This window comes from Comamonas sp. FUJ_7 (genome assembly GCF_057369555.1).
In genome coordinates, this window is record NZ_JBXXZI010000009.1 from 1 (window position 1) to 24,094 (window position 24,094).

General features: G+C 60.8%; 19 protein-coding genes and 1 pseudogene. 12 read left to right on the top strand and 8 right to left on the bottom strand.

Annotation, left to right across the window (positions count from 1 at the left end; translation table 11 throughout):
- A pseudogene (locus AC2I9W_RS13795) lies at nt 1–805 on the bottom strand (pseudouridine synthase); the annotation flags it as partial.
- An 84-nt stretch (nt 806–889) separates the two neighbouring features.
- Nucleotides 890–1,621, bottom strand: a complete 732-nt coding sequence (locus AC2I9W_RS13800) for a Crp/Fnr family transcriptional regulator (protein WP_486410521.1) — start codon at nt 1,619–1,621, stop codon at nt 890–892.
- 229 nt (nt 1,622–1,850) lie between these two features.
- On the opposite strand from AC2I9W_RS13800, the gene AC2I9W_RS13805 reads away from it, so the two are divergent.
- From AC2I9W_RS13805 to AC2I9W_RS13840, 8 genes are all read left to right on the top strand, one after another.
- A complete protein-coding gene (locus AC2I9W_RS13805; protein ID WP_486410522.1) occupies nt 1,851–3,785 on the top strand; it encodes an AMP-dependent synthetase/ligase in 1,935 nt (644 codons plus the stop codon).
- Between the two features lie 11 nt (nt 3,786–3,796).
- On the top strand, nt 3,797–4,579 hold the full coding sequence (locus AC2I9W_RS13810; RefSeq protein WP_486410523.1) for an ABC transporter ATP-binding protein: 783 nt from the start codon (nt 3,797–3,799) through the stop codon (nt 4,577–4,579).
- Between the two features lie 11 nt (nt 4,580–4,590).
- Entirely contained in the window at nt 4,591–5,520 is a 930-nt protein-coding gene (locus AC2I9W_RS13815; RefSeq protein WP_486410524.1) for a branched-chain amino acid ABC transporter permease, read from the top strand.
- Nucleotides 5,521–5,537: 17 nt separating this feature from the next.
- Nucleotides 5,538–6,602 carry a branched-chain amino acid ABC transporter permease gene (locus tag AC2I9W_RS13820; RefSeq protein ID WP_486410525.1) on the top strand — a complete coding sequence of 355 codons (1,065 nt, stop codon included), beginning with the start codon at nt 5,538–5,540 and terminating at the stop codon, nt 6,600–6,602.
- A 189-nt stretch (nt 6,603–6,791) separates the two neighbouring features.
- The gene (locus AC2I9W_RS13825; RefSeq protein WP_486410526.1) at nt 6,792–8,105 is read left to right on the top strand and encodes an ABC transporter substrate-binding protein; all 1,314 of its coding nucleotides are present in this window, start codon (nt 6,792–6,794) and stop codon (nt 8,103–8,105) included.
- Between the two features lie 177 nt (nt 8,106–8,282).
- Entirely contained in the window at nt 8,283–9,122 is an 840-nt protein-coding gene (locus AC2I9W_RS13830; RefSeq protein ID WP_486410527.1) for an ABC transporter ATP-binding protein, read from the top strand.
- Nucleotides 9,123–9,282: 160 nt separating this feature from the next.
- The gene (locus AC2I9W_RS13835) at nt 9,283–10,530 is read left to right on the top strand and encodes a phenylacetate--CoA ligase family protein (protein ID WP_486410528.1); all 1,248 of its coding nucleotides are present in this window, start codon (nt 9,283–9,285) and stop codon (nt 10,528–10,530) included.
- Nucleotides 10,531–10,699: 169 nt separating this feature from the next.
- Nucleotides 10,700–11,692, top strand: a complete 993-nt coding sequence (locus AC2I9W_RS13840) for a tripartite tricarboxylate transporter substrate-binding protein (RefSeq protein WP_486410529.1) — start codon at nt 10,700–10,702, stop codon at nt 11,690–11,692.
- 79 nt (nt 11,693–11,771) lie between these two features.
- Here the strand turns inward: AC2I9W_RS13840 and AC2I9W_RS13845 are convergent, their stop codons facing one another.
- The 3 genes from AC2I9W_RS13845 to AC2I9W_RS13855 form a co-directional block, all read right to left on the bottom strand.
- Nucleotides 11,772–12,095 carry a DUF1840 domain-containing protein gene (locus AC2I9W_RS13845; RefSeq protein WP_158393831.1) on the bottom strand — a complete coding sequence of 108 codons (324 nt, stop codon included), beginning with the start codon at nt 12,093–12,095 and terminating at the stop codon, nt 11,772–11,774.
- A 12-nt stretch (nt 12,096–12,107) separates the two neighbouring features.
- A complete protein-coding gene (locus AC2I9W_RS13850) occupies nt 12,108–13,379 on the bottom strand; it encodes a class I SAM-dependent methyltransferase (protein WP_486410530.1) in 1,272 nt (423 codons plus the stop codon).
- Nucleotides 13,380–13,453: 74 nt separating this feature from the next.
- Entirely contained in the window at nt 13,454–14,071 is a 618-nt protein-coding gene (locus AC2I9W_RS13855; RefSeq protein WP_158393833.1) for a hypothetical protein, read from the bottom strand.
- Between the two features lie 42 nt (nt 14,072–14,113).
- Between AC2I9W_RS13855 and AC2I9W_RS13860 the strand changes: the two genes are divergently transcribed.
- Entirely contained in the window at nt 14,114–15,295 is a 1,182-nt protein-coding gene (locus tag AC2I9W_RS13860) for an aminopeptidase (RefSeq protein WP_486410531.1), read from the top strand.
- Between the two features lie 129 nt (nt 15,296–15,424).
- Nucleotides 15,425–17,110 (top strand): phosphoethanolamine transferase, encoded by a 1,686-nt coding sequence (locus AC2I9W_RS13865; protein ID WP_486410532.1) that lies wholly within the window; start codon nt 15,425–15,427, stop codon nt 17,108–17,110.
- 125 nt (nt 17,111–17,235) lie between these two features.
- On the opposite strand, the gene AC2I9W_RS13870 is transcribed toward AC2I9W_RS13865, so the two are convergent.
- The 3 genes from AC2I9W_RS13870 to AC2I9W_RS13880 all read right to left on the bottom strand — a co-directional run bounded on the left by AC2I9W_RS13870 (nt 17,236) and on the right by AC2I9W_RS13880 (nt 20,054).
- Nucleotides 17,236–17,490: an acyl-CoA-binding protein gene (locus tag AC2I9W_RS13870; protein ID WP_486410533.1), complete on the bottom strand. Its 255-nt coding sequence runs from the start codon at nt 17,488–17,490 to the stop codon at nt 17,236–17,238.
- Nucleotides 17,491–17,594: 104 nt separating this feature from the next.
- A complete protein-coding gene (locus AC2I9W_RS13875) occupies nt 17,595–18,806 on the bottom strand; it encodes a M20 aminoacylase family protein (protein ID WP_486410534.1) in 1,212 nt (403 codons plus the stop codon).
- An 84-nt stretch (nt 18,807–18,890) separates the two neighbouring features.
- A complete protein-coding gene (locus AC2I9W_RS13880) occupies nt 18,891–20,054 on the bottom strand; it encodes an ABC transporter substrate-binding protein (protein ID WP_486410535.1) in 1,164 nt (387 codons plus the stop codon).
- Nucleotides 20,055–20,446: 392 nt separating this feature from the next.
- Here AC2I9W_RS13880 and AC2I9W_RS13885 point away from each other — a divergent pair, with 392 nt between their 5' ends.
- Nucleotides 20,447–22,120: an ABC1 kinase family protein gene (locus AC2I9W_RS13885; protein ID WP_486410536.1), complete on the top strand. Its 1,674-nt coding sequence runs from the start codon at nt 20,447–20,449 to the stop codon at nt 22,118–22,120.
- Nucleotides 22,121–22,260: 140 nt separating this feature from the next.
- Nucleotides 22,261–23,817 carry a sensor domain-containing diguanylate cyclase gene (locus tag AC2I9W_RS13890; protein ID WP_486410537.1) on the top strand — a complete coding sequence of 519 codons (1,557 nt, stop codon included), beginning with the start codon at nt 22,261–22,263 and terminating at the stop codon, nt 23,815–23,817.
- Nucleotides 23,818–24,094 lie beyond the last annotated feature (277 nt).

Consider the following 24,094-nt stretch of genomic DNA (forward strand, 5'->3'; position numbering starts at 1 on the left):
TGCGGGGACGGTCACCAAAGTCACGGCCCTGTGGACGATCGTCACGACGATCATCGCGGCGGCCTTCAAAACGGTCACGTGGTTGATACTCGCGGCGCTCGCCATCTCGAGGCTGGTATTCGCGGCGTTCTCCGCCTTGATCCGGGCGGCCAAAGCCGCCGCTGCGAGGACGGTCACCAAAGTCACGGCCTTGTGGACGATCGTCACGGCGATCATCGCGGGGACGGAATTCACGGCGCTCGCCACCTTGATCCGGGCGACCAAAGCCACCGCTGCGGGGACGGTCACCAAAGTCACGACCATCGCGATTTTGAGGACGATCGTCACGACGGTCATCACGGGGACGGAATTCGCGACGTTCTCCACCACGGTCGCCGCCTTCACGCGATTCGCCGTAAGGACGGAAACCTCGGTCACCGCCGCCAAAGCGGCGCTCGCCGCCTTCCGATGGGCGATCGTCGCGGCTAAAGCGAGGACGATCATCGCGCTGCGAGAAGCCGCCACGGCGTTCGCCGTCATCACGAACAGGACGTCCGCCATCAGGACGACCAAAGCCGGAAGCGCGTGGACGATCTCCACGGTCGCCACGACCGCCGCGGTCATCACGCTGAGGGCGGGCACCACGATCACCACGCAGGCCATCGCCGCGTGAGCCGCGATCGGAACGGTCACCACCAGCGGGGCGGTCTGCCTTGGCTGGTTTGGAGGGTGCACGCAAAACAGGGCGCGCCGAAGAAGAATCGGACGGCGCGGAGGAATTGCCAGCACCTGGGGTGCCGGGCTCTTTAGGAGGATTGACTGACATTTGGCCGCAATTGTCTCGCGACGCGCGGGCGCGAGCCGGAAGTTATCCACAATTCCAGCGCGGTCCTAGGTTATAGCCAGTCTCTCAAGCAAGCGTCTTGCGGGGAGAGCAGAACTCTCCATAGCGCAGAGCCTCCAGCTCCAGCACACGCAAGCCGCCATATTCGATCTGAATCACGCGCTCACGCTGCAAAACCGACAGTGCCTCGTTGACACGCTGGCGCGACAGTCCCACCAGGTTGGCCAGCTCCTGCTGGGTGATGCGCAGCACCTGCCCCACTCCGGGATACAGCAGCGGGTTAAACAGTGCCGCCAGACTACGCGCCACGCGCAGATCAGGGTTGCTCATACGATCGATCTCGCGCGCTGCAATGAACTGCCCCAGACGCTCGTTGAGTTGGTTCATCACAAAGCGGTTAAAGCCTATGGAGTGGTCCAGCAACCAATGAAACATGTCGATGGGCAGGCCTCCGACCACCGATTTGCGAATGGCCTGCACGTTGTAGCGGTAAGGCTCGCGCTTGATGACCGTGCCTTCGCCAAACCAGCCCCCCGGCGGCAGCCCCGCCAGCGTCATGCTGACGCCATCGGCGTTCTCGGTGTTCATCTTGAGCAAGCCGTCCACCACACCAAACCAGTAGGTCGGTGGCCGCCCGATGCGGCAGACATAGTCGCCAGGCTCTGCATCACCTACCAGCAGCACCCTCAGCACGTTCTCGCGCTCCTGCGGCAGCAGCACGGGCCACCATGGAATACCTTGCAACTCCGCCTCCGAGGGCTTGCGCCGCCTCTGGTGCAATGACAGTTCATGACTCATGGGCTGCAAGCATTGCCAAAGCCGAGCGGCCACAACAGCGGGATTTCCACGAGGCAGCAATTGCATCAATTTCAGCAGCATTTGTTACAGCGGATTTCCACTATCAAGGCTTTCCCGCAAATTGTCGTCAAACAGACATCCTGACGTCAAAGTCATCCTTAGCATGCTTGCAAGACTTTCGAGAACGGCTGTTAGACACCGTTTTCTCCCAAGACTCAAAGGATCCGGCATGACAACCACGTTCCCTCAGCTGCTGCTCAAGCACGCGACAGAACGCCCTGATGCACCCGCTCTTCGTGAGAAGGAATATGGCATCTGGCAAACCTGGAGCTGGCGCGAAGCCGCGCAAACCGTGCGCCACATGGCTTGCGGCCTGCGTGCCTTGGGTCTGGAGCGCGGCCAGAATCTGGCTTTCATCAGCGACAACCGGCCCCATGTCTACCTGGGCTTTCTGGCCGTGCAAAGCTGCGGCGCTGTACCGATTCCGCTCTACCAGGATGCCGTGGCTGCCGAGATGATGTTCGTGATGGAGGACGCAGAGATCGCGTTTGCCTTTGCCGAAAATCAGGAGCAGGTGGACAAGCTGCTGGAGGTGCGCGAGAACGTGCCCAGCATTCGCCACATCATCTATGACGACCCACGCGGCCTGCGCAAGTACGACCAACCCGGCCTGATCAGCACCGAAGAGCTGCTGGCCCAAGGCAAAGCATGGGATGAGCTGCACCCCGGTGCCTATGAGGCCATGGTGCAGGCAGTGCAGCCCGATGATGTTTCGGTCATCCTCTACACCTCGGGCACCACGGGCAAACCCAAGGGGGTATGCCAGACCCACGCCAGCTTTGGCGAGTCTGCACGTGGCGGTGTGCAGACCGACAAGCTGAACGCTGCAGACAATGTGATCTGCTATCTGCCCCCTGCCTGGGTGGGCGACCATCTGTTCTCGTTTGCGCAGTGGCTGGTGGCGGGCTTCACCATCAACTGCCCTGAATCGGCCGCAACTGTCTCCATCGACCTGCGGGAAATCGGCCCCAGCTACTACTTTGCACCTCCGCGCATCTTCGAGGGCATGCTGACCTCGGTCTCCATCCGCATGGAAGACGCCTCGCCCCTCAAGCAGTGGATGTATGCCAAGGCCATGGATGTGGCGCGCCGCGTGGGCTCGGACATCCTGGATGGCAAGAGCGTTGGCGCCATGGACAGGCTCAAGTACCAATTGGGCAACTTCTTCATTTACGGGCCGCTGCGCAACGCCATGGGCCTGTCGCGCATTCGCGTGGCTTATACGGCGGGTGCGGCTATTGGGCCTGAGCTATTTCGCTTCTTCCGCTCCATTGGCATCAATCTCAAGCAGCTCTACGGCCAGACCGAGACCTGTGCCTACGTCTGCCTGCAGCGCGATGGGCAGGTGGAACTCTCCAGCGTGGGCCAAGCTGCTCCTGGTATTGAGCTCAAGATTGCCGACAACGGCGAGGTTCTGGTCAAGGGCGTGTCGGTACTCAAGGAGTACTACAAACGGCCTGACGCCACCGCCGAAGTCATTGATGCCGACGGCTACTTCCACACCGGCGATGCCGGCGTGATCGACGCCAGCGGCCAGTTGCGCATCATCGACCGGGCCAAGGACGTGGGCAAGACCAGCCGCGGTGCCATGTTTGCGCCCAACTACATCGAAAACAAGCTCAAGTTCTTCCCCCACATCAAGGAGGCCGTGTGCTTCGGGCACGGCAGGGACGAAGTCTGCGCCTTCATCAACATCGACTACGAAGCCGTGGGCAACTGGGCCGAGCGTCAAGGCCTGCCTTATGGCGGCTATGTGGACTTGGCCAGCAAGGCCAAGGTGCTGGAGCTGGTGGCCGAGTGCATTGCCAAGGTCAATGCCGACCTCGCCAGCGAAGCCGGCATGGCCGACACCCAGGTGGCTCGCTTTCTGGTGCTGCACAAGGAGCTGGACCCCGATGACGACGAGCTTACCCGTACCCGCAAGGTCCGTCGCAACTTTATTGCCGATAAATATGGCGTGCTGGTCGATGCGCTGTACACCGGCAAGAAGGAGCAGTTCATCGAGACCTTGGTGAAGTTTGAAGATGGCCGCACCGGCAGCGTCAGCGCCACGCTGTCCATCGTCGACGCGCAATTGCACCCAGCCACCACACGCGCCGCCTGAGAGGAGCACCCATGACAAGAAAAACCGGCGACGTCATTCTGGACATCAAGAACATCAGCCTGCGCTTTGGCGGGGTGAAGGCTCTGACCGACATTTCGTTCAACGTCAGAGAGCATGAGATCCGCTCCATCATCGGCCCCAATGGCGCAGGCAAGAGCTCGATGCTCAACTGCATCAATGGCGTGTACACCCCGTCCGAAGGCTCCATCACCTTCCGCGGCCAGACCTTCAGTCATATGAACAGCCGACAGGTCGCCGAGATGGGCGTGGCCCGCACCTTCCAGAATCTGGCGCTGTTCAAGGGCATGAGCGTGATCGACAACATCATGACCGGCCGCAACCTCAAAATTAAGAGCAATCTCCTCATGCAGGCTCTGCATTTGGGGCCTGCAAAGCGTGAGGAGATTGCCCATCGTGAGTTTGTCGAACACATCATCGACTTTCTAGAAATTCAGGCCTGGCGCAAGACACCCGTGGGCCAGTTGCCCTATGGCCTGCAAAAGCGTGTGGACCTAGGCCGAGCTCTCGCCATGGAGCCACAGGTGTTGCTGCTGGACGAGCCCATGGCAGGCATGAACGTGGAAGAAAAGCAGGACATGTGCCGCTTCATTCTCGACGTCAACGAAGAGTTTGGAACCACCATCGTGCTGATCGAGCACGACATGGGTGTGGTCATGGACATCAGCGACCGCGTCGTGGTGCTGGACTACGGCAAGAAGATCGGCGATGGCGAACCCGATGAAGTGCGCAACAACGAAGACGTGATCCGGGCCTACCTCGGCGCGGGTCACTGAAGGAGCAAAGCATGGGATTTTTTCTGGAAACCTTGTTCGGCGGCCTCATGGTGGGCACGCTGTACGCACTGATCGCCATCGGCTTTGTACTGATCTTCAAGGCTTCGGGCGTTTTCAACTTTGCGCAGGGCGCGATGGTGCTGTTCTCGGCCCTGGCCATGGCGCGCTTTTCGCAGTGGATTCCCAGCTGGCTGGGCATGGAGCCGGGCCTTGTCGGCAACCTGCTGGCCATCGTCGTCACGCTGGCACTGATGGTGGTCGTTGCCTGGGTGATCGAGCGGCTGGCCCTGCGCCATCTGGTCAATCAGGAGCCCATCACCTTGCTGATGGCCACGCTGGGCATTGCCTACCTGCTCGATGGCCTTGGCCCCATGGTGTTTGGTTCCGAGGTCTACAAGATCGACGTGGGCATGCCCAAGGACCCTATTTTCATCATGGATGGTCTGTTTCAGGGCGGCGTGATGATCAGCCTGGAAGACCTCTACGCAGCCTGCATCGCCGCCATCCTGGTGATCTGCCTGAGCATCTTCTTTCAGAAGACCAAGACCGGTCGCGCCCTGCGTGCCGTGGCCGACGACCACCAGGCGGCACAGTCCATCGGCATCCCGCTGTCGCGCATCTGGGTCATCGTCTGGTCGGTGGCGGGCGGCGTGGCGCTGGTGGTCGGCATCATCTGGGGCAGCAAGCTCGGCGTGCAGTATTCGCTATCGCTGGTGGCCCTGAAGGCCCTGCCCGTGGTGATTCTGGGCGGCCTGACCTCGCTGCCCGGCGCCATCATCGGCGGCCTGATCATCGGTGTGGGCGAGAAGCTCTCCGAAGTCTATCTCGGCCCCATGGTGGGCGGCGGCATCGAGACCTGGTTTGCCTATGGTCTGGCCCTGTGCTTCTTGCTGGTGCGCCCCCAAGGTTTGTTTGGTGACAAGATCATTGACCGCGTCTGAACTGGGAGAGCAAAAACATGTTTTATCGCGAAAACGGCCAGTTCAAGACCAGCTACGCAGCAGATCAGCAGATCTTTGGTGTAGCGCAGGACCGCTGGGCCATCCTGCTTGTGCTGGCCTTTGCCTTTCTGGCAGTGCCCTTCATCGCCAGCGACTACACCTTTCAGGCGATTCTGATCCCCTTTGTCATCATGTCTCTGGCGGCGCTGGGCCTGAACATTCTGGTGGGCTACTGCGGACAGATCTCGCTGGGCACGGCCGCCTTCATGGCCGTGGGTGCTTATGCGGCCTACAACCTGCAGGCTCGCATCGAAGGCATGCCTTTGCTCGTGGCGCTGATCGGCGGCGGGCTGATCGCCATGGTGTTCGGCGTGATTTTTGGCCTGCCCAGCCTGCGCATTCGCGGCCTGTATCTGGCGGTAGCCACACTGGCGGCTCAGTTCTTTGTGGACTGGCTGGCCACCCGCGCTGCATGGGTGACGAACAACTCCTCATCCGGCTCCGTCAGCGCCAAGCCACTGGCCATTCTGAGCTGGCAGATCGACACCCCCATGGAGAAATACCTGCTGTGTCTGGTCATTCTCTGTGTACTGGGTCTGGCCGCTAAAAATCTGGTGCGCAGCTCGGTAGGCCGTGAGTGGATGGCGATGCGCGACATGGACGTGGCCGCCAGCGTGATCGGCATTCGCCCCACCTACGCCAAGCTCTCGGCCTTTGCCGTCAGCAGCTTTATCGTCGGCGTAGCCGGCGCACTCTGGGGCTTTGTCCACCTGGGTGCCTGGGAGCCTGCTGCCTTCAGTCTGGACCGCTCTCTGCAGCTGCTGTTCATGATCATCATCGGCGGCCTGGGCTCGGTCGTAGGCAGCATCTTTGGCGCCGCCTTCTTTGTGCTGCTGCCCCTGCTGCTCAACCAGGTGCCGCACTGGTTGGGCCTGCCGCTGTCCACCGCCACGGCCACTTATCTGGAGCACATGATTTTTGGTGCGCTCATCGTGTTCTTCCTGATTGTGGAACCCCATGGACTGGCCAAGCTGTGGTCCACGGCTCGCCAGAAGCTGCGCGTGTGGCCGTTTCCTCATTGAGATGACTACCCCCTGTGCCGCTGACGCGGCTTCCCCCAAGGGGGACGGCACCTTCGCCGCGAGGCGGCTCTTGCTCGGTGCCCCTGACATGGTTTGTGCTCGTTCAGAGAACGTGAATTTCGTTTCTACAAGACACCACAGAGTGCCTGCAACCGGGACAGCGTCCCAAACAACCCAAGGAGACCGTCGATGATGTTCAAGAAAGTTGCGATTGCTGCCGCCACTGTCGCTGCAGGCATGGGGGCCTTGATGGCCTCGCCCGCTGTGCAAGCCCAGGAACAATTTGTGCCCCTGCTGGTGTACCGTACCGGCCAGTTCGCACCCCTGGGTATTCCATGGGGTGACGGCAAGCAGGACTACCTGAAGCTGGTCAATGCCAAGGGCGGCATCAACGGCGTGAAGATCAAGTTCGAAGAATGCGAAACCGCCTATGACACTGCCAAGGGTGTGGAGTGCTATGAGCGCCTGAAAAACAAGGACGGCGGTGCCTCCGGCTTTGATACCCAGTCCACCGGCATCACCTTTGCCGTGACGGACAAGGCTCCCAGCGACAAGGTTCCCGTGGTCACTCCCGGCTATGGCCTGTCTCAGTCCGTGGACGGCAAGGTCTTCGAGTGGAACTTCCCGCTGCTGGGCAATTACTGGACTGCAGCCGATTCCATCGTGCAGGACATTCTGAAGAAGGAAAAGGGCAACCTCAAGGGCAAGAAGATCGCCTTGGTCTATCACGACTCGCCTTATGGCAAGGAGCCTATCCCGCTGCTGGAAAAGCGCGCCGCCAAGGAAGGCTTCGAGCTGATCAAGCTGCCCGTGACTGCCCCCGGTGTGGAGCAGAAGTCCACCTGGCTGCAGATCCGCCAGAACCGCCCCGACTATGTGCTGCTGTGGTCGGCCGGCGTGATGACGCCCACCGCCGTGCGCGAAGCACAGGCCACGGGCTACCCTCGCGAGAAGATGTACGCCGTGTGGTGGGGTGGTTCTGACCATGACGTCAAGGACATCGGCGCCGGTGCCAAGGGCTACAACACCGTCACCATCCACAACACGGCCGAGAGCGACAAGGTGCATGCGGACATCAAGTCCATGCTCTACGACAAGGGCCAGGGCACTGCTAAGGACGCCAAGGAGCTGGGTCAGCTGGCGCATACCCGAGGCATGGTGATCTCCATGCTGCAGGTGGAAGCCATCCGCACCGCTCAGGAGAAGTACGGCAAGGGCAAGGTCATGACGCCCGAGCAAGTGCGCTGGGGTCTGGAGAACCTCAACCTGACGCAGGAGCGCCTCAATGAGCTGGGCTTCGGCAAGATCATCCGCCCCTTCAAGACCAGCTGCGACAACCACCTGGGCGCCGACTGGGCGCGTATCGCCACCTGGGACGGCAGCAAGTTCAAGGTGACCTCCGACTGGTACCAGGCCGACAAGGCTCTGCTGGATCCGCTGTACAAGGAATACGCGGACAAGTACGCCAAGGAGAAAAACATCAAGGTGCGTACCTGCAACTGATGTCGTTGGCACCATCCCCTCTCAACGAGAGGGGATGACATCCTCGCTGCGGGGCGGCTCTTGTTTGACGCCTCTGAGCAAGACTGGTCTCGCAACAAGCGGATTTATAAAAAATCAGCCTCAAGCGCTTATCCATCAAGCGCATACAGCTATCTATTTTGAGTTTCAGGTGACCGTATGACCGACTCCCCGCACACCTTTTCCGCCCCTGCCCAGACCGCGCCCCTGGTGGAAGTCAATGGCATTGAGGTCATCTACAACCATGTGATTCTGGTGCTCAAGGGCGTGTCGCTGCAGGTGCCGCACCAGAGCATCGTGGCCTTGCTGGGCGGCAATGGCGCGGGCAAGACCACCACGCTGCGCGCCATCTCCAATCTACTCAAGGGCGAGCGCGGCGAAGTCACCAAGGGCGGCATCACGCTGGAAGGGGAGCAGATCGCCAACCTCACGCCCGCCGAGCTGGTCAAGCGCGGCGTGGTACAGGTCATGGAAGGCCGGCACTGCTTTGCCCACCTGACCATCGAAGAAAACCTGATGACGGGCAGCTACACCCGCACCGACAAGGGCGAGATCGCTGCCAACCTGGAAAAGGTCTACAACTATTTTCCGCGTCTCAAGACCCGCCGCACCAGCCAGGCAGCCTATACATCGGGTGGCGAGCAGCAGATGTGCGCCATTGGCCGGGCGCTGATGAGCAATCCGCGCATGGTGCTCCTGGACGAGCCCTCCATGGGCCTTGCGCCCCAGATCGTGGACGAGGTTTTCCACATCGTCAAAGACCTCAACAGCAAGGAAAAAGTCACCTTCCTGCTGGCCGAGCAGAACACCAATATGGCGCTCAAGTACGCCGACTACGGCTACATCATGGAGAGTGGCCGCATCGTCATGGATGGCAAAGCCAGCGACCTGGCTAGCAATGAAGACGTCAAGGAGTTCTACCTGGGCGTGGGCGGCGGCGAGCGCAAGAGTTTCAAGGATGTGAAGAGCTACAAGAGGCGCAAGCGCTGGCTGGCCTGACCCTATCCCCCTGAGGCGCTACAGCGCCTTCCCCCAGAGGGGGACGACAGCCTCGCTGCGGGGCGGCGCTTGCCCGCTGTCTCTGGCTTGGTGCGCGCCAGTTTTTAGGTTGCGCCCATTGACTTCAGTTTTGCTTGCTGATTTTTCGACAGGATTTGCCATGAGTGACTTCTACGATTCTCTGGAAACGCGCAGCCCTGATGAGCGCGAAGCAGCATTGATGGCCGCCTTACCTGCACAGATCGCCCATGCGCAGCAAAAATCGGCGGCGTTTGCCGATATTTTGCAGGGGGTGAATGCAGCCGGTATCACCAGCCGCGCGGCGCTGGCGCAGCTGCCGGTGACGCGCAAGAGCGAGTTGCTGGAGCGTCAAGGCGCTCAGCGTCCTGAGCAGATTTTTGGTGGGTTCAATGCCATTGAGCTGGGGCGTGACATGCCCCGCCTGTTTGCCAGCCCAGGGCCTATTTACGAGCCTGAAAGCCGCCGCCCCGATTACTGGCGCATGGCGCGCTCCATGCATGCCGCAGGCTTCAGGGCTGGCGAGCTGGTGCACAACTGCTTTTCCTACCACTTTGTGCCTGCTGGATCGATGATGGAAACCGGTGCACAGGCGCTGGGCTGCACCGTGTTTGCGGGCGGCACGGGCCAGACCGAACAGCAGGTGCAAGCCATGGCCGACCTGCGCCCAGCGGCTTATGTAGGCACGCCCAGCTTTCTCAAGATCATTGTGGAAAAGGCCGCAGAGATGGGCATCAAGCTGCCCAGCCTGACCAAGGCCATGGTCAGCGGTGAAGCCTTCCCACCATCGCTGAGCCAGTGGATGCAAGAGCATGGCATTGATGCCTACCAGAGCTATGGCACAGCCGATCTGGGCTTGATTGCCTATGAAACTGCAGCCCGCGAAGGCCTGGTGCTGGACGAAGGTGTGATTGTGGAAATCGTGCGCCCCGGCACGGGCGACCCAGTCGCCGAGGGCGAAGTGGGCGAGCTGGTCATCACCACGCTCAACCCCGACTATCCGCTGATCCGTTTCGGCACGGGCGATCTCTCTGCCTATCTGCCCGGCCAATGCCCCACTGGCCGTACCAATGCTCGTATCAAGGGCTGGATGGGTCGCGCCGACCAGACCACCAAGGTGCGCGGCATGTTTGTCCATGCCAAGCAGGTGGCCGAAGTCGTCAAGCGCTTTCCTCAAATCGCCAAAGCCAGGTTGGTCGTGACCGGAGAAATGGCTAATGACCAGATGCAGCTGCAGATAGAAACCACCGAGACCGCTCCCGGCTTTGCCTTGCAGGTCACGGACACCCTGCGCGAAGTCACCAAGCTTCGCGGCGAAGTGCAGATGCTCGCACCAGGCAGCCTTCCCAATGATGGGAAGGTGATTGAGGACGCGCGAAGCTACCAGTAAAGGCTTCTTTTTTGCGCAAGCGCAAACAAGATGTGTTCACGCGCTCAATCCGGGGTTAACACTTAGAAAAAAAATAAAACCCTACGCTTTCTCGCTACCTAGAATCCGGTTTCGCGTCAGGGTAAGCCAACTTTCTTGGTCTTGGCGGACGTGAACTCAGGGAGACAAAATGAAGACGTATTTCAAAATCGCCGCCGTTGCTCTGGCCGCTACCGCAGCCATCAGCAGCCACGCCGACAGCAGCTACCCCGCTGCTGGCAAGACCGTGACCATCATCGTGCCCTTTACCGCAGGCGGCCCCACCGACAAGGTGGCACGCGACCTGGCCGAGTCCATGCGCAAGCACATGAACAATGCCACCATCGTCATCGACAACGCCGACGGCGCTGGCAGCACTATCGGCACCGCCAAGGCCGCACGCGCCAAGAATGACGGCTACACGCTGCTGCTCACGCACATCGGCATGTCCACCATCCCTACGCTGTACCGCAAGCTGTCTTTCAACGTGCTCAATGATTTCGAGTACGCCGGCATCATCAACGATGTGCCCATGACACTGATCGGTCGCCCCACACTGCCCGCCAAGAACTTCGCTGAAGTCAAGGACTGGGTTGGCAAGAACCAGGGCAAGGTGAATCTGGCCAATGCCGGCGTGGGCTCTGCCTCGCACCTGTGCGGCCTGATGTTCCAGGCATCACTGCAGCAGGAAATGACACCCGTACCCTACAAGGGCGCCGCTCCCGCGATTGCCGACCTGATGGGCAACCAGGTGGACCTGCTGTGTGACCAGACCACCAATACCACCTCGCAGATCGCCGCCAAGAAGGTGCAGGCGTATGCGGTGACCACCTCCAAGCCTCTGACAACGCCTGCTCTCAAGGATCTGCCCACGCTGCAGTCCCTGGGCATGAAGGACTTCAACGTGACTATCTGGCACGGCCTGTACGCTCCCAAGGGCACACCTGCCGACGTGGTCAAGAAGGTCAACGAGGCCATGAAGGCTTCCCTGAAGGACCCCGAGTTCATCAAGCGTCAGGAAGCACTGGGTGCCGTGATTGCCACGGATGACCGCATCACCCCCGCTGGTCACAAGAAGTTTGTGGAGAGTGAAATCGCCAAGTGGGGCAAGGTCATCAAGGCCGCCGGCATTTACGCCGACTGATAGGCCTTCGCCTCTCCAAACAAAAAGCCTGCATCTGCAGGCTTTTTCATGTGCATCAACAACGCGGCTCAGGCAGTGTTTACCAGGTCACTTCCTTGCCTTCGGCTGCACTGCGTCTGAGCATGTCCACAAAAGGCACGATGCGCTGGCTCAGACCCACGCCGTCTTTGGCTGAAGCCTGTGCGTCCTCTTGCACGGCATCCTCTTCGGTCTCCGCCTTGAGTCTGGCGGCCTCTTCTGCAGCGGCGGCTTCCAAAGCCGCAATCGCAGCCGGAATTTGCTCCACCGTGATGATGCCGCTGGCCTCATCCGGAGACTTGCCAATGATTTCCAGCAGCTTGCGGCCATTGGCATCGAGCATGATGAGATCTGCTGTAGCGCGCGATTTGAATTTGTAGGGCATGGTGCTATTCCTTCAGCGATAGATGTATTCGCGGTTGAAAGGATAGCTGCTCTGCGCTCCAGTCATGACTCCGCTTTCCATATCGGCATCAGGCCGGATGCACAGCATCTGATGCAGCGCAATCCAGCCTTGCTCAAAACCCATGGCGCAACCAGCCAGATACAGGCGGTAGGCCTTCAGCGCCTTGAGGGCTTTTTCCTCGTCGTACTGAGCGCGCAGGATGGCGCTGGCGGCATCCATTTGCTGCTCCAGCGAATCCGACCATGCCCACAGGGTACGGGCGTAATGGGGTCGTAGATTCTCGGTATCCACCATCTCCAGCCCGCTGGCTGCCAGGTCATGCAGCACACGGCTGACATGCATGAGTTCGCCCCCCGGGAAGATGTAGCGATTGATGAACTCCCCCATGCCTGCACCCAGCTCCACATTGCTGACGCCGCCCGCCGTAATGCCATGCACCAGCGCCATCCCACCGGGCTTGAGCATGGAGTAGATGGTCTGAAAATACTCGGGCAGGTTGGCACTGCCCACATGCTCGAACATGCCGACCGAGCCGATCTTGTCAAAAGGCTGCACGCCCTCCATCTTGCGATAGTCACGCAGTTCCACCTGGACCTGGCCCTGCAGGCCTTTTTCCACAATCAGCCGCTGCACATGCTCAAACTGGTTGCGTGACAAGGTAATGCCGTGCGCCTTCACGCCGTAATGCTCTGCGGCCCAGAAGATCAGCCCGCCCCAGCCCGAGCCTATGTCCCAGAAGCGCTCTCCGGGCTGCAGTTTGAGCTTTTTGCAAATGTGATCGAGCTTGGCCTCCTGCGCCTGCGCCAGGCTCATGCTCTGATCCTGGTAGTAAGCGCAGGAGTACACACGGCGCGGGTCCAGCCACAGCGCGTAGAAGTCGTCAGACAGGTCGTAATGAAACTGTATCTGCTCCGCATCCCTGACCAGGGTATGCATGGCCAGAGATTTCGCCTTGGAGACCTTCTGGCCCAGCCATGAAGGCTTGTGGCTTACCGGGCTGCCATGAAGCAAGCCCGTGGCGGCTGCCATGATGTCCCGGGCGCTGCCGTGGACGTCGACCCAGCCCTCCACGATGGCAGAGCCTATGCTGCCCACCTGCCCCTCCAGCAAGGCCGCCAATGCCTTGGGAGAGCGAAAAATCAATTGAACCGCACTGCGCTCAGGGCCGATGCGCTCCCCTGAAGGAAGCTGTACCGATGCCGTCACAGGAAGTCTTGCAAGCAGCGGCTCCAATGTGCTCAACAGGTTTTTCATGCAAACCATTGTTCATGTCACGCATGACAGGGTCAAGGCCAGCACAACCATCGCTTGCCCGCATCCACAGGCACGCAGGTGACTCAGCTACGGGAGTTCACCAGCTTCTCATAGGCCTTGAGCGTCGCTGGAGAAACAGATTGCAACACTTGCTCATACGCCGTTTTGTGGCGCGCCAGCAAACGCATGGAGGCAATCGTGCGGCTGCGGCAAAACCAGTGGCAGGTGTGCTGCATCAGCATCAGCTCAGCCGTCATGGTGAAGGCCCGGCTTTTGCGCTCCTGCTCATCCACCGCCTCTCCCACACGTGCAGCCGCCATGGCCTGCGCATGCAGCTTCATGGCAGCACGCACGTCCATCGTGGCAGACGGCAGAACCCGCGTCATATACGGCAAGGCCAGCGGCAAGGTGCTGGCCCGGGTCTGCTCAGCCGGCAGCGTCGCAAATTCATCGGCAAAGCGCTGGAACTGGCTCACCAGGCTGCTTTCCGTGTTGGCTAGCACCGGCCATATCTGTGCCCGGCGCTGCTCGTCTTTTTCGGCAATCACACGCAAATAGCCCTCCATCAGATTGGCCATGAGCTTTTCAATCTGAAAACGCGACAGATGCTGGGCCAGCAACTGGGTGTGCTGCTTTTGCTCCTGCTTCTTGAGGATATAGAGCACGGTGGTGACAATGATGGCGAGCGTTAAAAAATCCATGAAACGAAACCAGACTGGCGAACAAGCGCAATGAGAAAAAGGATGAGTGTAGTCAGCCTGACGGCCGCACTGGGATTTGCCGCCGCAATTGTCGGCTTGTCCGGCTGCAGCAGCGCCGGCTATTACTGGCAGGGTTTCAAGGGCCAGATGCAGATTCTTCAGGCGGCACGCCCCATTGATGACTGGCTGGCAGACGCAAAAACACCGCCGCCCTTGCGCCAGCGGCTGGAGGCGGCGCAGCAGATGCGCCGCTTTGCCAGCCAGGAACTGGCCCTGCCCGACAATGCCAGCTACACCCGATACGCGCAGTTGCCGCGCCCGTTTGCGGTCTGGAACGTGGTCGCGGCTCCGCCCGACAGTCTAGAGATGCACCAGTGGTGCTTTCCCATTACCGGCTGCATTGCCTACCGAGGCTACTTTGCCGAAGCGGACGCACACGCCAAAGCGTATGAAATGCATAGCCAGGGCCTGGAGGTCAGCGTCTACGGCGTGCCGGCGTACTCCACGCTCGGCTATCTGAACTGGCTGGGCGGAGACCCCTTGCTCAGCAGCTTTATCGACTGGCAGGAGGGAGACTTTGCCGGCCTGCTGTTTCACGAGCTGGCACACCAGCAGCTCTACGTCAAAAACGATACCGCCTTCAACGAATCCTTTGCCACCACGGTGGAGCGCATGGCCACGCCGCTGTGGCTGCAGGCGCATGCCAGCCCCGCTGCGCAGCAACGCTGGCAACGAGCCCAGCAGCGGCGCAGCCTCTGGCAGCAACTCACGCGCGAGACCCGCCATCGCTTGCAGTCAATTTATGCACAAAAAGAAACGCAAGCCCTTGATAGCAAAGCGCTTACAGCTATCAAAAGCAAAGTCTTTGAAGAATTCCGCAGCACTTATGCACAACTCAGAGCGCAGTGGGTCGCCAGTGACGAGCCCCTGCTGACCACTCCCGCCCTGCGCGAGCAATACTTCCAGCGCCTGTCGCAAACCGACCGCTGGGTCGCCCAGGCCAACAACGCCAGCTTTGGCGCACTGGCCGCTTATGACGACTGGGTTCCGGCCATGTCCCACTGGTGGCAGCGACTGCGCGGTGATGCACCCGCCACACCCCAAACCTGGCAGCACTTTCACACCCAGATGCGCGAGCTGGCCAAGCTGCCTCCCGAGCAGCGCAAGCAGCGGCTGTGCGAGCAATGGGGGGCGGCCTCAGGCACATCACCCATGTGCCAATAAGAGCGCCTTAGGGGCACAAGGACCTCCTGTCTCAGGGCGGGAGCGATCTCCGAGACAGCTTCGACGGCTTCAGCGGCTTTTAAGAAAGTCTCATCAGACTTTCTGCATACCGTTTTTTGGCCTTCTACCGTGGCTTCATCGACCTTCGCATCAGTCCCTGCGTCCTCACGCCTCTTTCAGCCTCGCACACCCCAGTTCATCGCACTGGCTTTAGCCATCTGGCTAACGCTGAGCGCCAACTGGGCACTGTGGCTGCGCCTGCCCTCGCTGGAGGGCTACAACGGCAGCCTGAGCATTCTGGCCTTGCGTGTACTGCCCCTGGTGCTGGGCGCCTGCCTGCTGCCCATGGCCTTGTTCGCCTGGCCCCGCTTTACCAAGCCTTTCTGGATAGCGCTGCTGCTGGTTGCTGCCTGCGCCCAGTACTTTATGGTCAGCTATGGCACGGTGATGGACCGGGGCATGATCCACAACATCCTGCAGACCGACGCCCGCGAAAGTGCAGACCTCTTGAACATCAAGCTGCTGGCCCAGGTTCTGGTCATCGCCATCCTGCCAGCCGTCTGGCTGTGGAAGACGCCGCTCAAACGTGCCAGCAGCGCGTGGCGCAATGTGCTGCGCACCACGGTGCTGGTGCTCGCCAGTCTCATGCTGCTGGGCAGCGCCCTGGCGGTGTCGTACAAGGACCTGGCGCCTGTGGTGCGCAACAACCTGTGGCTGCGCTACATGATCAATCCAATCAACCCTGTACTCTCAGCCGCCTCCGTCACGCTCGATCCTCTGCTCAACAAGCCCCACCCCTTTGTCAGCATCACAGGGGACGCAGCACTGGGCAGCAGCTACGCCTCTGCACAAAAGCCGCCGCTGCTGGTGCTGGTGGTCGGTGAAACGGCCCGCGCCGACCATTTCAGCCTCAACGGCTATGCGCGCGACACCAACCCGGAGCTGGCACAGCGCAAGGTGCTGAGCTGGCGCAATGCGCACTCCTGCGGCACCAGCACCCGCGAATCCGTGCCCTGCATGTTTTCTCATCTGGGCCGCGAAGGCTTTTATGCCTCCAAGGTCGAGCATGACAACCTGCTCGACGTTCTGCAGGCCGCTGGCCTGGCAGTGCTCTGGATCGACAATCAGGCCGGCTGCAAGGGCGTTTGCAAGCGCACTCCCATGGCCAGCACCTCGGACAGCGTGAACACACCCGACGGCAAGGCCCTGTGCGCCAGGGATGGAGAGTGCCTGGACGGCATGCTGCTCAGCGGCCTGGACGAGCGCATCGCCCAACTGGACCCCGCCCGGCGCGCCAAGGGGCTGGTGCTGGTCATGCACCAGATGGGCAGTCACGGCCCCGAATACTTCAAGCGCTCCACACCCGACCTCAAGGCCTTCCAGCCCGAGTGCGCCACCAATGCCTTGTCGAGTTGCTCTCGCCAGGATGTGGTCAACGTCTATGACAACTCCATTCGCTACACCGACCGCTTTCTGGCTCAGACCATAGACTGGCTCAAGACACAGCAAGCCCAGTTTGAAACCGGCATGTTCTACATGTCCGATCACGGCGAGTCGCTGGGCGAGATGGATGTTTATCTGCACGGCATGCCCTACGCCATGGCACCGGAGGCGCAAAAGCATGTGCCCATGATTGCCTGGCTGAGCACGCTGGGCGCACGCACACACCTGGATCAGGACTGCCTGGGCAAAACACTGGATCAGCCCCGCTCCCACGACAACCTGTTCCATACCGTGCTGGGGCTGATGGATGTTTCCTCGCCCGCCTACCAGCGCCCCCTGGACGCCTTTGCCAGCTGTCGCAAAACCAGCTGAGTTACAGCTGGCTCACGAAAAAGGCCGAGAGGACTTTGAGTCTTATCGGCCTTCAGCCCATATACAGACTGCGCTAGCAGCTATGAATTTTTACGATTCCAGTTGCCAGGCTGCTGTGACTGCACTCACTTCAACGATTCGATCAGGTCGATGTATTGCTGCTTGGCCTCATCTGCCGTCGTGCCCTCCAGCTTTGCCCAGGCATCCCACTTGGCGCGCGCCACCATGTCGGTGAAGCTGGGCTTCTTGCCTTCGTTATCGCCTTGCGTGGCCTGCTTGTACAGCGCGTAGATCTTGAGCAGCGTGGCATTGTCAGGCCGCTCTCCCAATGAGGTGGAGTTCTTGACGGTTTCTTCAAACCGGGCTTGCAAATCGGACATGGCGGGTCTCCTTGACTGATAGGTATGCAAGCCAGTGTAGCGACAAATCACCAAAATTAGAACGACCGTTCTTTTTAAGAGGTACTCATAGCGGGCAACGGCTTTTAGCGGCGTGTCGGATCCGCCAGCCAGCACTGGGCCAGCCTGACCCAGAAGGTGCCTCCCAGCGGAATCAGCGCATCGTTGAAGTCGTAGCTGGGGTTGTGCAGGGTGCAAGGGCCGCCGCCGTGACCAAGAGCGCGGTGGTCGCCGTCACCGTTGGCGATGAAGCAGTAGGCACCGGGCTTTTCCAGCAGCATGAAGGCAAAGTCTTCGGCGCCCATGGAGGGCTCCTGCGGCACCACGCCGGCATCCCCCAGAATCTCGCGCATCACGGCTTGGGCAAACTCGGCTTCGGGCGCGGTATTGATGGTGGGCGGGTAATTGCGCACAAACTCGAACTCGCACTGCGTGCCATGCGCGGCGCACAGAGACTCGCTGATCTGCTTCATGCGCTGCTCGATCAAGTCCAGCACTTCCAGCGTGAAAGTGCGCACCGTGCCCTGCAGCTCGACGCTGTCGGGCACCACATTGGTGGCCTCGCCAGCGTGCACCATGGTGACCGAGACCACGCCCGCTTCGATGGGTTTGACGTTGCGGCTGACGATGGTCTGGAAAGCCATGATGAGCTGGGCCGCCACAGGAACTGGGTCCACCACCATGTGCGGCATGGCCGCGTGGCCGCCCTTGCCGCGCACCACAATCTTGAATTCATTGCTGGAAGCCATGGCCGGGCCTGCGCCCACGGCCATGGTGCCGGCCTTCATGCCCGGCCAGTTGTGCATGCCAAACACGGCCTGCATGGGGAACTGTTTGAACAGTCCGTCCTTGATCATCTCGTGCGCACCGCCGCCCCCTTCTTCGGCGGGCTGGAAGATGGCGTAGACCGTGCCTTCAAAGCTGTCGCGATGTGCGGCCAGATATTGCGCGGCAGCCAGCAGCATGGCAGTGTGACCGTCGTGACCACAGGCGTGCATCTTGCCCGCGTGGCGGCTGGCGTGCTCGAAGCTGTTGAACTCCTGCATGGGCAGGGCATCCATGTCGGCGCGCAGGCCGATGGCGCGGCCGCTTTGACCGCCGTCACGCCCGTGGATGATGCCCACCACCCCCGTCTTGCCCAGCCCGCGATGTATGGGGATACCCCATTGCTCCAGCTTTTCAGCGACCAGGTCCGAGGTGCGAATTTCCTCGAAGCACAGCTCTGGGTGGGCATGAATATCGCGCCGCAACGCGGCAATGTCAGGGGCGCTTGCTTGTAGTTCGGGCAGCAGGGCCATGCGCTCTCTCCTTGGGATCATCATTGGCAAAAATGCCATGATGACCCAAGTTTCAGGGCGCTGCGCCCATACGAGCGCAAAGCCTCACACGCGGACCTTGCCGTCGCCGGTGAGCATGGAAAGCTCCACAAAGCGCGGCTTGCCCGGCTGAGGGCGAAAAGCGATGGGAAAGCCCGCCACCTGCTGCCCATTCAGGGACTCCAGAGCGGCCACCAGCCCATCGCGCTGCAGGCGACTGGCGGCAGCAGCAGCCTTCAAGGCCTCGCCCACCACTCGGGCCGCCAGAAAGCCTTCCATGCTCGAGTAATTGGGCTGCAGCGTGGCGCCGCTTTTTTGCAGAGCTGCATGGAACTCGCGCGCCAGCGGGTGCGTGGTTCTGTAAGGCGATGGCACGACCTGGGTCACCACCACCCCCTCAGCCTCCTTGCCCAAGGCCTGCGCAAGTGCCGATGTGCCGACAAACGACACGTTGTAGAACTGGCCGCCATAGCCTGCCTGGCGCGCCGCACGCACAAAGGCAGCACTGGCTCCATACGTACCCACCTGCACGATCACATCAGCACCCAGCGGCACCAATGCCTTGACGGCCTTGCTCACATCCTGCGAGTTGCGCTCCACCGTGGCTGCACCCGCAGGCTTGAGGCCCTGGCTGGCCAGGGCCTGCGTCACGCCCTCCAGCCCGGACTGGCCATAGGCATCGTTCTGGTAGAAGACCGCAATTTTCTTGAGGCCCAGCGACACCAGTTGCTTGACCATGAGGGCGGTTTCATCCGCATAAGAGGCCCGCAGATTGAAGACCGTCTGCGCCAGCTTGGGATCGCGCAGCCCCGCACCACCGGTCAGCGGCGCAATCAGCGGCACCTTGGCCTTTTGTAGCAAGGGCAAAGCCGCCATGCTGGTGGGCGTGCCCAGATAGCCGAACAAGGCCATCACATCGTCGGCCAGAAATTTCTGGGTGTTGGCCACGCAGCGCTCGGGCTCATAGCCGTCATCGAGCGTGCGCAACTCCACCTGACGCCGCCCAATGCCGCCCTGGGCATTGAGCTGATCGAAGTACAGCTTGGCACCCTGCGAAAACTGCGTCCCCAGCTGCGCCGAGGGGCCGCTGAGCGCACAGGACTGTCCCAGCACAATCGGCCCGCTGGCTTCCTGCGCCAGACCGAGCCCGCTCCAGCCGCCCAGCGTTGCTCCCGCAGCAGCCGTGGCCATCCATTGACGACGATTCCATCCCATTGGTTTGTCTTGCATTGCTCTCACTCTCTGGTTGCTTATGGCTTTTTATTCAGGGCTTTTTTCAGCCCTTTGGGTTTGCGCGCCCGCCACGGTGTGGCGGCGAATGCGAGGCAAATAATAGGCGCACACGCTGATTTCAATCCAGCCATTTTTCAGTGGTATGTCAGCGTCTGTGGAGAACGTTCTCTCAACGGCGTCCGCGCCCTCTGCCTGAGCTATTTCAGCCCGCTCACATCAAGGTCTTCGCTATATTTTTAAAAGCATGTAGCGCAATATTTGAAAGAAATTCAGATAGAAACCACTATCAAAACAAGAAAAACAAAGCGCTAAAAGCTCTTTGAAAAGGAGCAAAAAAATCTTTCTCTGCGGCAGCGTTATGCTTTTTGCGGACAAGGAGAAATCAATCCATGCTGCAAACCGCTGTTGTTGCCGTTCGTGACCGGGCCCGTCTTCAGGAAATCGTGGGCACTTTGCTGCGCTTTGGCCTGACCGATATCGTGCAGACACTGGGACTTTCGCGGTGGGCGCAATGGAAGTCCTCTGCAGAGAACCCTTCGCTGGATGCTCTGCCTCCCAGTCGCCCTGAACGCGTGCGCATGGCCATCGAAGCGCTGGGCCCCACCTTCGTCAAACTCGGGCAGATTCTGGCGACCCGCTCCGACCTTCTGCCAGCCGAGTGGACGCAGGCTCTGGAGCAGTTGCACACCCAGGCCCAGCCGCTGCCCTGGGAGCTGATGCAACCCCATATCGAAGCTCAGCTGGGCATGCCGGTAGAGCAGGCTTTTGAGCGTTTTGACAGCACGCCGCTGGCCTCTGCCTCCATGGCCCAGGTCTATCGCGCTGCAGTGCGCCAGGCTGATGGCGGCGCACGCGAAGTCGTCGTCAAAGTCCAGCGCCCCGGCATACGCGCCGGTCTGGAAGCCGATGCCCGGCTGATGCGCCACATGGCCGCCGTGCTGCAAGAGCGCTTCAGCCCGCTGCGCCGCTACAACCCCAGTGAAGTCGCGCGTCAAGTCAGCACCGCCTTGCAGGAAGAGCTGGACTTCACCATCGAAGGCCAGAACAACGAAGCCGTGGCCAAAGCCTTTGCGGCACAGGACGACATCGTCATCCCCGGCATTGTCTGGGAGCTCAGCGGCCCGGAAATCCTGGTGCAGGACTGGCTGGACGGCGTGCCCGCCAACAAGGCCGCCGAGCTGCCGCATTTCGACCACCCGCTGCTGGCCCGGCGCGGCGCGCAGGCTTTTTTGCAGATGGTGCTGCGCGATGGTCTGTTCCACGCCGACCCACACCCCGGCAACGTCTTTGCCCTGTCCGGCAATCGGGTGGGCTTTCTGGACTTTGGCCTGGTCGGCCATTTGTCGCCGCACCGCCGCGACCAGTTTTTGATGCTGCTGCGTGCCATTGTGGACAGCGATGCCGACGCCTTGCTGATGACGCTGCTGGAGTGGAGCGGCGAGGCGCACAGCGATATCTCGCGCCTGGAAACGGCGGTGGAGCACTATGTGGCACGCCGCCAGGCCGAAGCCACACTCTCGCTGTCAAACGCCATCATGCAGCTGATGAATCTGGCCCGCGAGGCCGAGGTGGCCCTACCCTCAGACTTGGCCTTGTTGTTCAAGGCGCTGGTGACGGCCGATCGCGTGCTGCTGCAACTGGATTCGCAGTTTGACGTGGTGCAAACCATGCGCCCCATGGTGGCCGCGCAGATCAAGGCCCGCTATTCTCCCAAGCGACTGCTGCGCGAGAAGCAGGCGGCCATGGCGCAGCTGTACGAAGTAGCGGGCGATGTGCCGCAAACCCTGCGCCTGCTGATGTACCGCCTCAAGCAGGGGCGCGTGGCCGTGGATATGGACATTCACCATCTGGAGCGCCTGTCCACCGCGGTCGAGCGTGCAGCCACCCGCCTGGCCTTGGCCGTCGTCGCCGGCGCCTTTGTGCTGGGCATGGGCCCCACCTTGCTGGCCTGGGATTTGCGCCTATGGGACATTCCTGTCTTTGCCGTGCTCGGCGTGTTGGGAGCCTGTATAAGCCTTGCGGTTCTGGTGCTGACCATGCGGCGCCAAAAGGCACTGCAGTAGTTCCCATTGCCCATACCCAGAATCAGGGCCTGTGGCTCGCAGCGGCAAGGCTCCATCCATAATCGCCCTCGGGCCTGCCTGCAGGCAGCAGCCTGTGCGTTTTTTGAATTACTGGCTGCAGCTCCGCCCTGCAGAGCGTCATGGACTTACGTCGTCTGATTCTGGTGCTGACACTGCTCAGCGCGCTTATCCCTTTTGCCAACACCTTCTATGCCGGCTATCTGGTGCAGCGCCAGCAGCTGATCGACACCACGCTGGAAGGCCACCACGCCTACGCCACCAAGCTGGCCAGGAGCACGGACGATTTTCTGCACTCTGCGCTGCAGCAGCTGGCCTACAGCGCCCGGCTTATGGGAACGCAGATGAAGAACACCGACTACCTGTCGCAAGAGGCCAATCGCCTGCGTCTGCAGACCAAGAGCTTTAACTCCGTCACCATCATCGACCCCACCGGCTATGTGCTGGCCACCTCCCCAGAGACGCTGCAGATCAAGGGCAAGACACTGGAGAGTCCGGGGGTGATCGAGACGCTGAAAACCCGGGGCCCGGTCATCAGCAAGCCCTATCTATCCGTTGCCGGCAACTACATCGTCTTCATCTCCCAGCCCATCTTCAGCCAAGCCGGCACCTACCTGGGTGCCGTGGGCGGCAGCATCTACCTCAAGGACGAAAGCATTCTCGATACCTTGCTGGGCTCACATTTCTACCAGGACGGCACCTATGTCTATGTGGTGGACAGCGACCGCCGCATCATCTACCACCCGGAGAGCAGCCGCGTGGGCGACACCATCAAGAACAACGAGGTCATCAACGCCGTGACCCAGGGCCAGTCCGGCACGTCTCCGGTACTCAACAGCAAGGGAGTGCAAATGCTGGCCGGCTACGCCACCATTCCATCGGCGGGCTGGGGCATCGTCGCTCAGCGCCCCAAGGCCTCCACACTGGCGCCGCTGGACAAGCTGATGCGCTCCGTGCTCTACAAGACGCTGCCCATTGCAGCACTGATGCTGATCGTCATCTGGTGGAGCGCGCGCCAGATCGCCCGCCCGCTGCGCCAGCTGGCCAACAGCGCAAACGACATGGACAGGCCCGAAACAGCCCAGTCCATTCAGGACGTCAAATCCTGGTACTTCGAATCCCATGAGCTCAAGAAAGCCATGCTCAAAGGCCTGAGTCTTTTGCAGCGCAACATCACCAAGCTGCGCGAGGATGTGAACACCGACCCGCTGACGGGCCTGGGCAACCGCCGCCATCTGGAGGCAGCCATCGCCAGTCTTGAGTCTCGGGTGCAGCCTTTTTCCGTCATTGCGATCGACATTGATCACTTCAAGCGCATCAACGACAGCTACGGCCACAGCACGGGTGACGAGGTGCTCAAGCAGCTGGCGCGAACCATGCGCGAAGTCTCACGCTCCGGCGACCTGCCCTGCCGCGTGGGCGGAGAGGAGTTCTTACTGCTGCTGCCCGATGCACCGCTGGAGGCCGCCGCAAGTGCCGCCGAGCGCCTGCGCCTGCTGGTAGAGAAGATGGAGCTTGCGCAGGTCGGCCACATCACCATCTCTTTGGGCGTGGCCCACTGGCCTCAAAGCCATGCGGATATCGCCGGCGTCTTTGAACAGGCCGATGCCATGCTCTATGCCGCCAAGAATGGGGGACGCAACCGTGTCATGGTCAGCCCCCTTGCAGCGGCGAGCTAAAAGCGTGCTGAAGACCTAAGGACCGCTCCCGCCCACCATCCCCAAGGCGTATTCGCAATAGCAGCGAATACGCCTTTTTTCACGCCTGAGCGTGCAGGCTGATTGCACCAATTTGATCAGTGATGCTTCAAATTAGTGAGCATGCACCATAAGCGGTACAAAGGATTGAGACACTTCAAGCTCAAAAGCACAGCAAACCCATGATTTCATTGAGTTAATGACCGGCATCGCAGCTCTGGCACAGCTCTTGCTCAACTCCCTGTAAGACGTCGCCCCA

What these genes read in the sequence shown, in the direction of transcription:
- AC2I9W_RS13800 (WP_486410521.1), bottom strand. Translation starts at nt 1,621, where the DNA reads ATGAGTCATGAACTGTCATTGCACCAGAGGCGGCGCAAGCCCTCGGAG.
- AC2I9W_RS13805 (WP_486410522.1), top strand. Translation starts at nt 1,851, where the DNA reads ATGACAACCACGTTCCCTCAGCTGCTGCTCAAGCACGCGACAGAACGC.
- AC2I9W_RS13810 (WP_486410523.1), top strand. Translation starts at nt 3,797, where the DNA reads ATGACAAGAAAAACCGGCGACGTCATTCTGGACATCAAGAACATCAGC.
- AC2I9W_RS13815 (WP_486410524.1), top strand. Translation starts at nt 4,591, where the DNA reads ATGGGATTTTTTCTGGAAACCTTGTTCGGCGGCCTCATGGTGGGCACG.
- AC2I9W_RS13820 (WP_486410525.1), top strand. Translation starts at nt 5,538, where the DNA reads ATGTTTTATCGCGAAAACGGCCAGTTCAAGACCAGCTACGCAGCAGAT.
- AC2I9W_RS13825 (WP_486410526.1), top strand. Translation starts at nt 6,792, where the DNA reads ATGATGTTCAAGAAAGTTGCGATTGCTGCCGCCACTGTCGCTGCAGGC.
- AC2I9W_RS13830 (WP_486410527.1), top strand. Translation starts at nt 8,283, where the DNA reads ATGACCGACTCCCCGCACACCTTTTCCGCCCCTGCCCAGACCGCGCCC.
- AC2I9W_RS13835 (WP_486410528.1), top strand. Translation starts at nt 9,283, where the DNA reads ATGAGTGACTTCTACGATTCTCTGGAAACGCGCAGCCCTGATGAGCGC.
- AC2I9W_RS13840 (WP_486410529.1), top strand. Translation starts at nt 10,700, where the DNA reads ATGAAGACGTATTTCAAAATCGCCGCCGTTGCTCTGGCCGCTACCGCA.
- AC2I9W_RS13845 (WP_158393831.1), bottom strand. Translation starts at nt 12,095, where the DNA reads ATGCCCTACAAATTCAAATCGCGCGCTACAGCAGATCTCATCATGCTC.
- AC2I9W_RS13850 (WP_486410530.1), bottom strand. Translation starts at nt 13,379, where the DNA reads ATGGTTTGCATGAAAAACCTGTTGAGCACATTGGAGCCGCTGCTTGCA.
- AC2I9W_RS13855 (WP_158393833.1), bottom strand. Translation starts at nt 14,071, where the DNA reads ATGGATTTTTTAACGCTCGCCATCATTGTCACCACCGTGCTCTATATC.
- AC2I9W_RS13860 (WP_486410531.1), top strand. Translation starts at nt 14,114, where the DNA reads ATGAGTGTAGTCAGCCTGACGGCCGCACTGGGATTTGCCGCCGCAATT.
- AC2I9W_RS13870 (WP_486410533.1), bottom strand. Translation starts at nt 17,490, where the DNA reads ATGTCCGATTTGCAAGCCCGGTTTGAAGAAACCGTCAAGAACTCCACC.
- AC2I9W_RS13875 (WP_486410534.1), bottom strand. Translation starts at nt 18,806, where the DNA reads ATGGCCCTGCTGCCCGAACTACAAGCAAGCGCCCCTGACATTGCCGCG.
- AC2I9W_RS13880 (WP_486410535.1), bottom strand. Translation starts at nt 20,054, where the DNA reads ATGCAAGACAAACCAATGGGATGGAATCGTCGTCAATGGATGGCCACG.
- AC2I9W_RS13885 (WP_486410536.1), top strand. Translation starts at nt 20,447, where the DNA reads ATGCTGCAAACCGCTGTTGTTGCCGTTCGTGACCGGGCCCGTCTTCAG.
- AC2I9W_RS13890 (WP_486410537.1), top strand. Translation starts at nt 22,261, where the DNA reads ATGGACTTACGTCGTCTGATTCTGGTGCTGACACTGCTCAGCGCGCTT.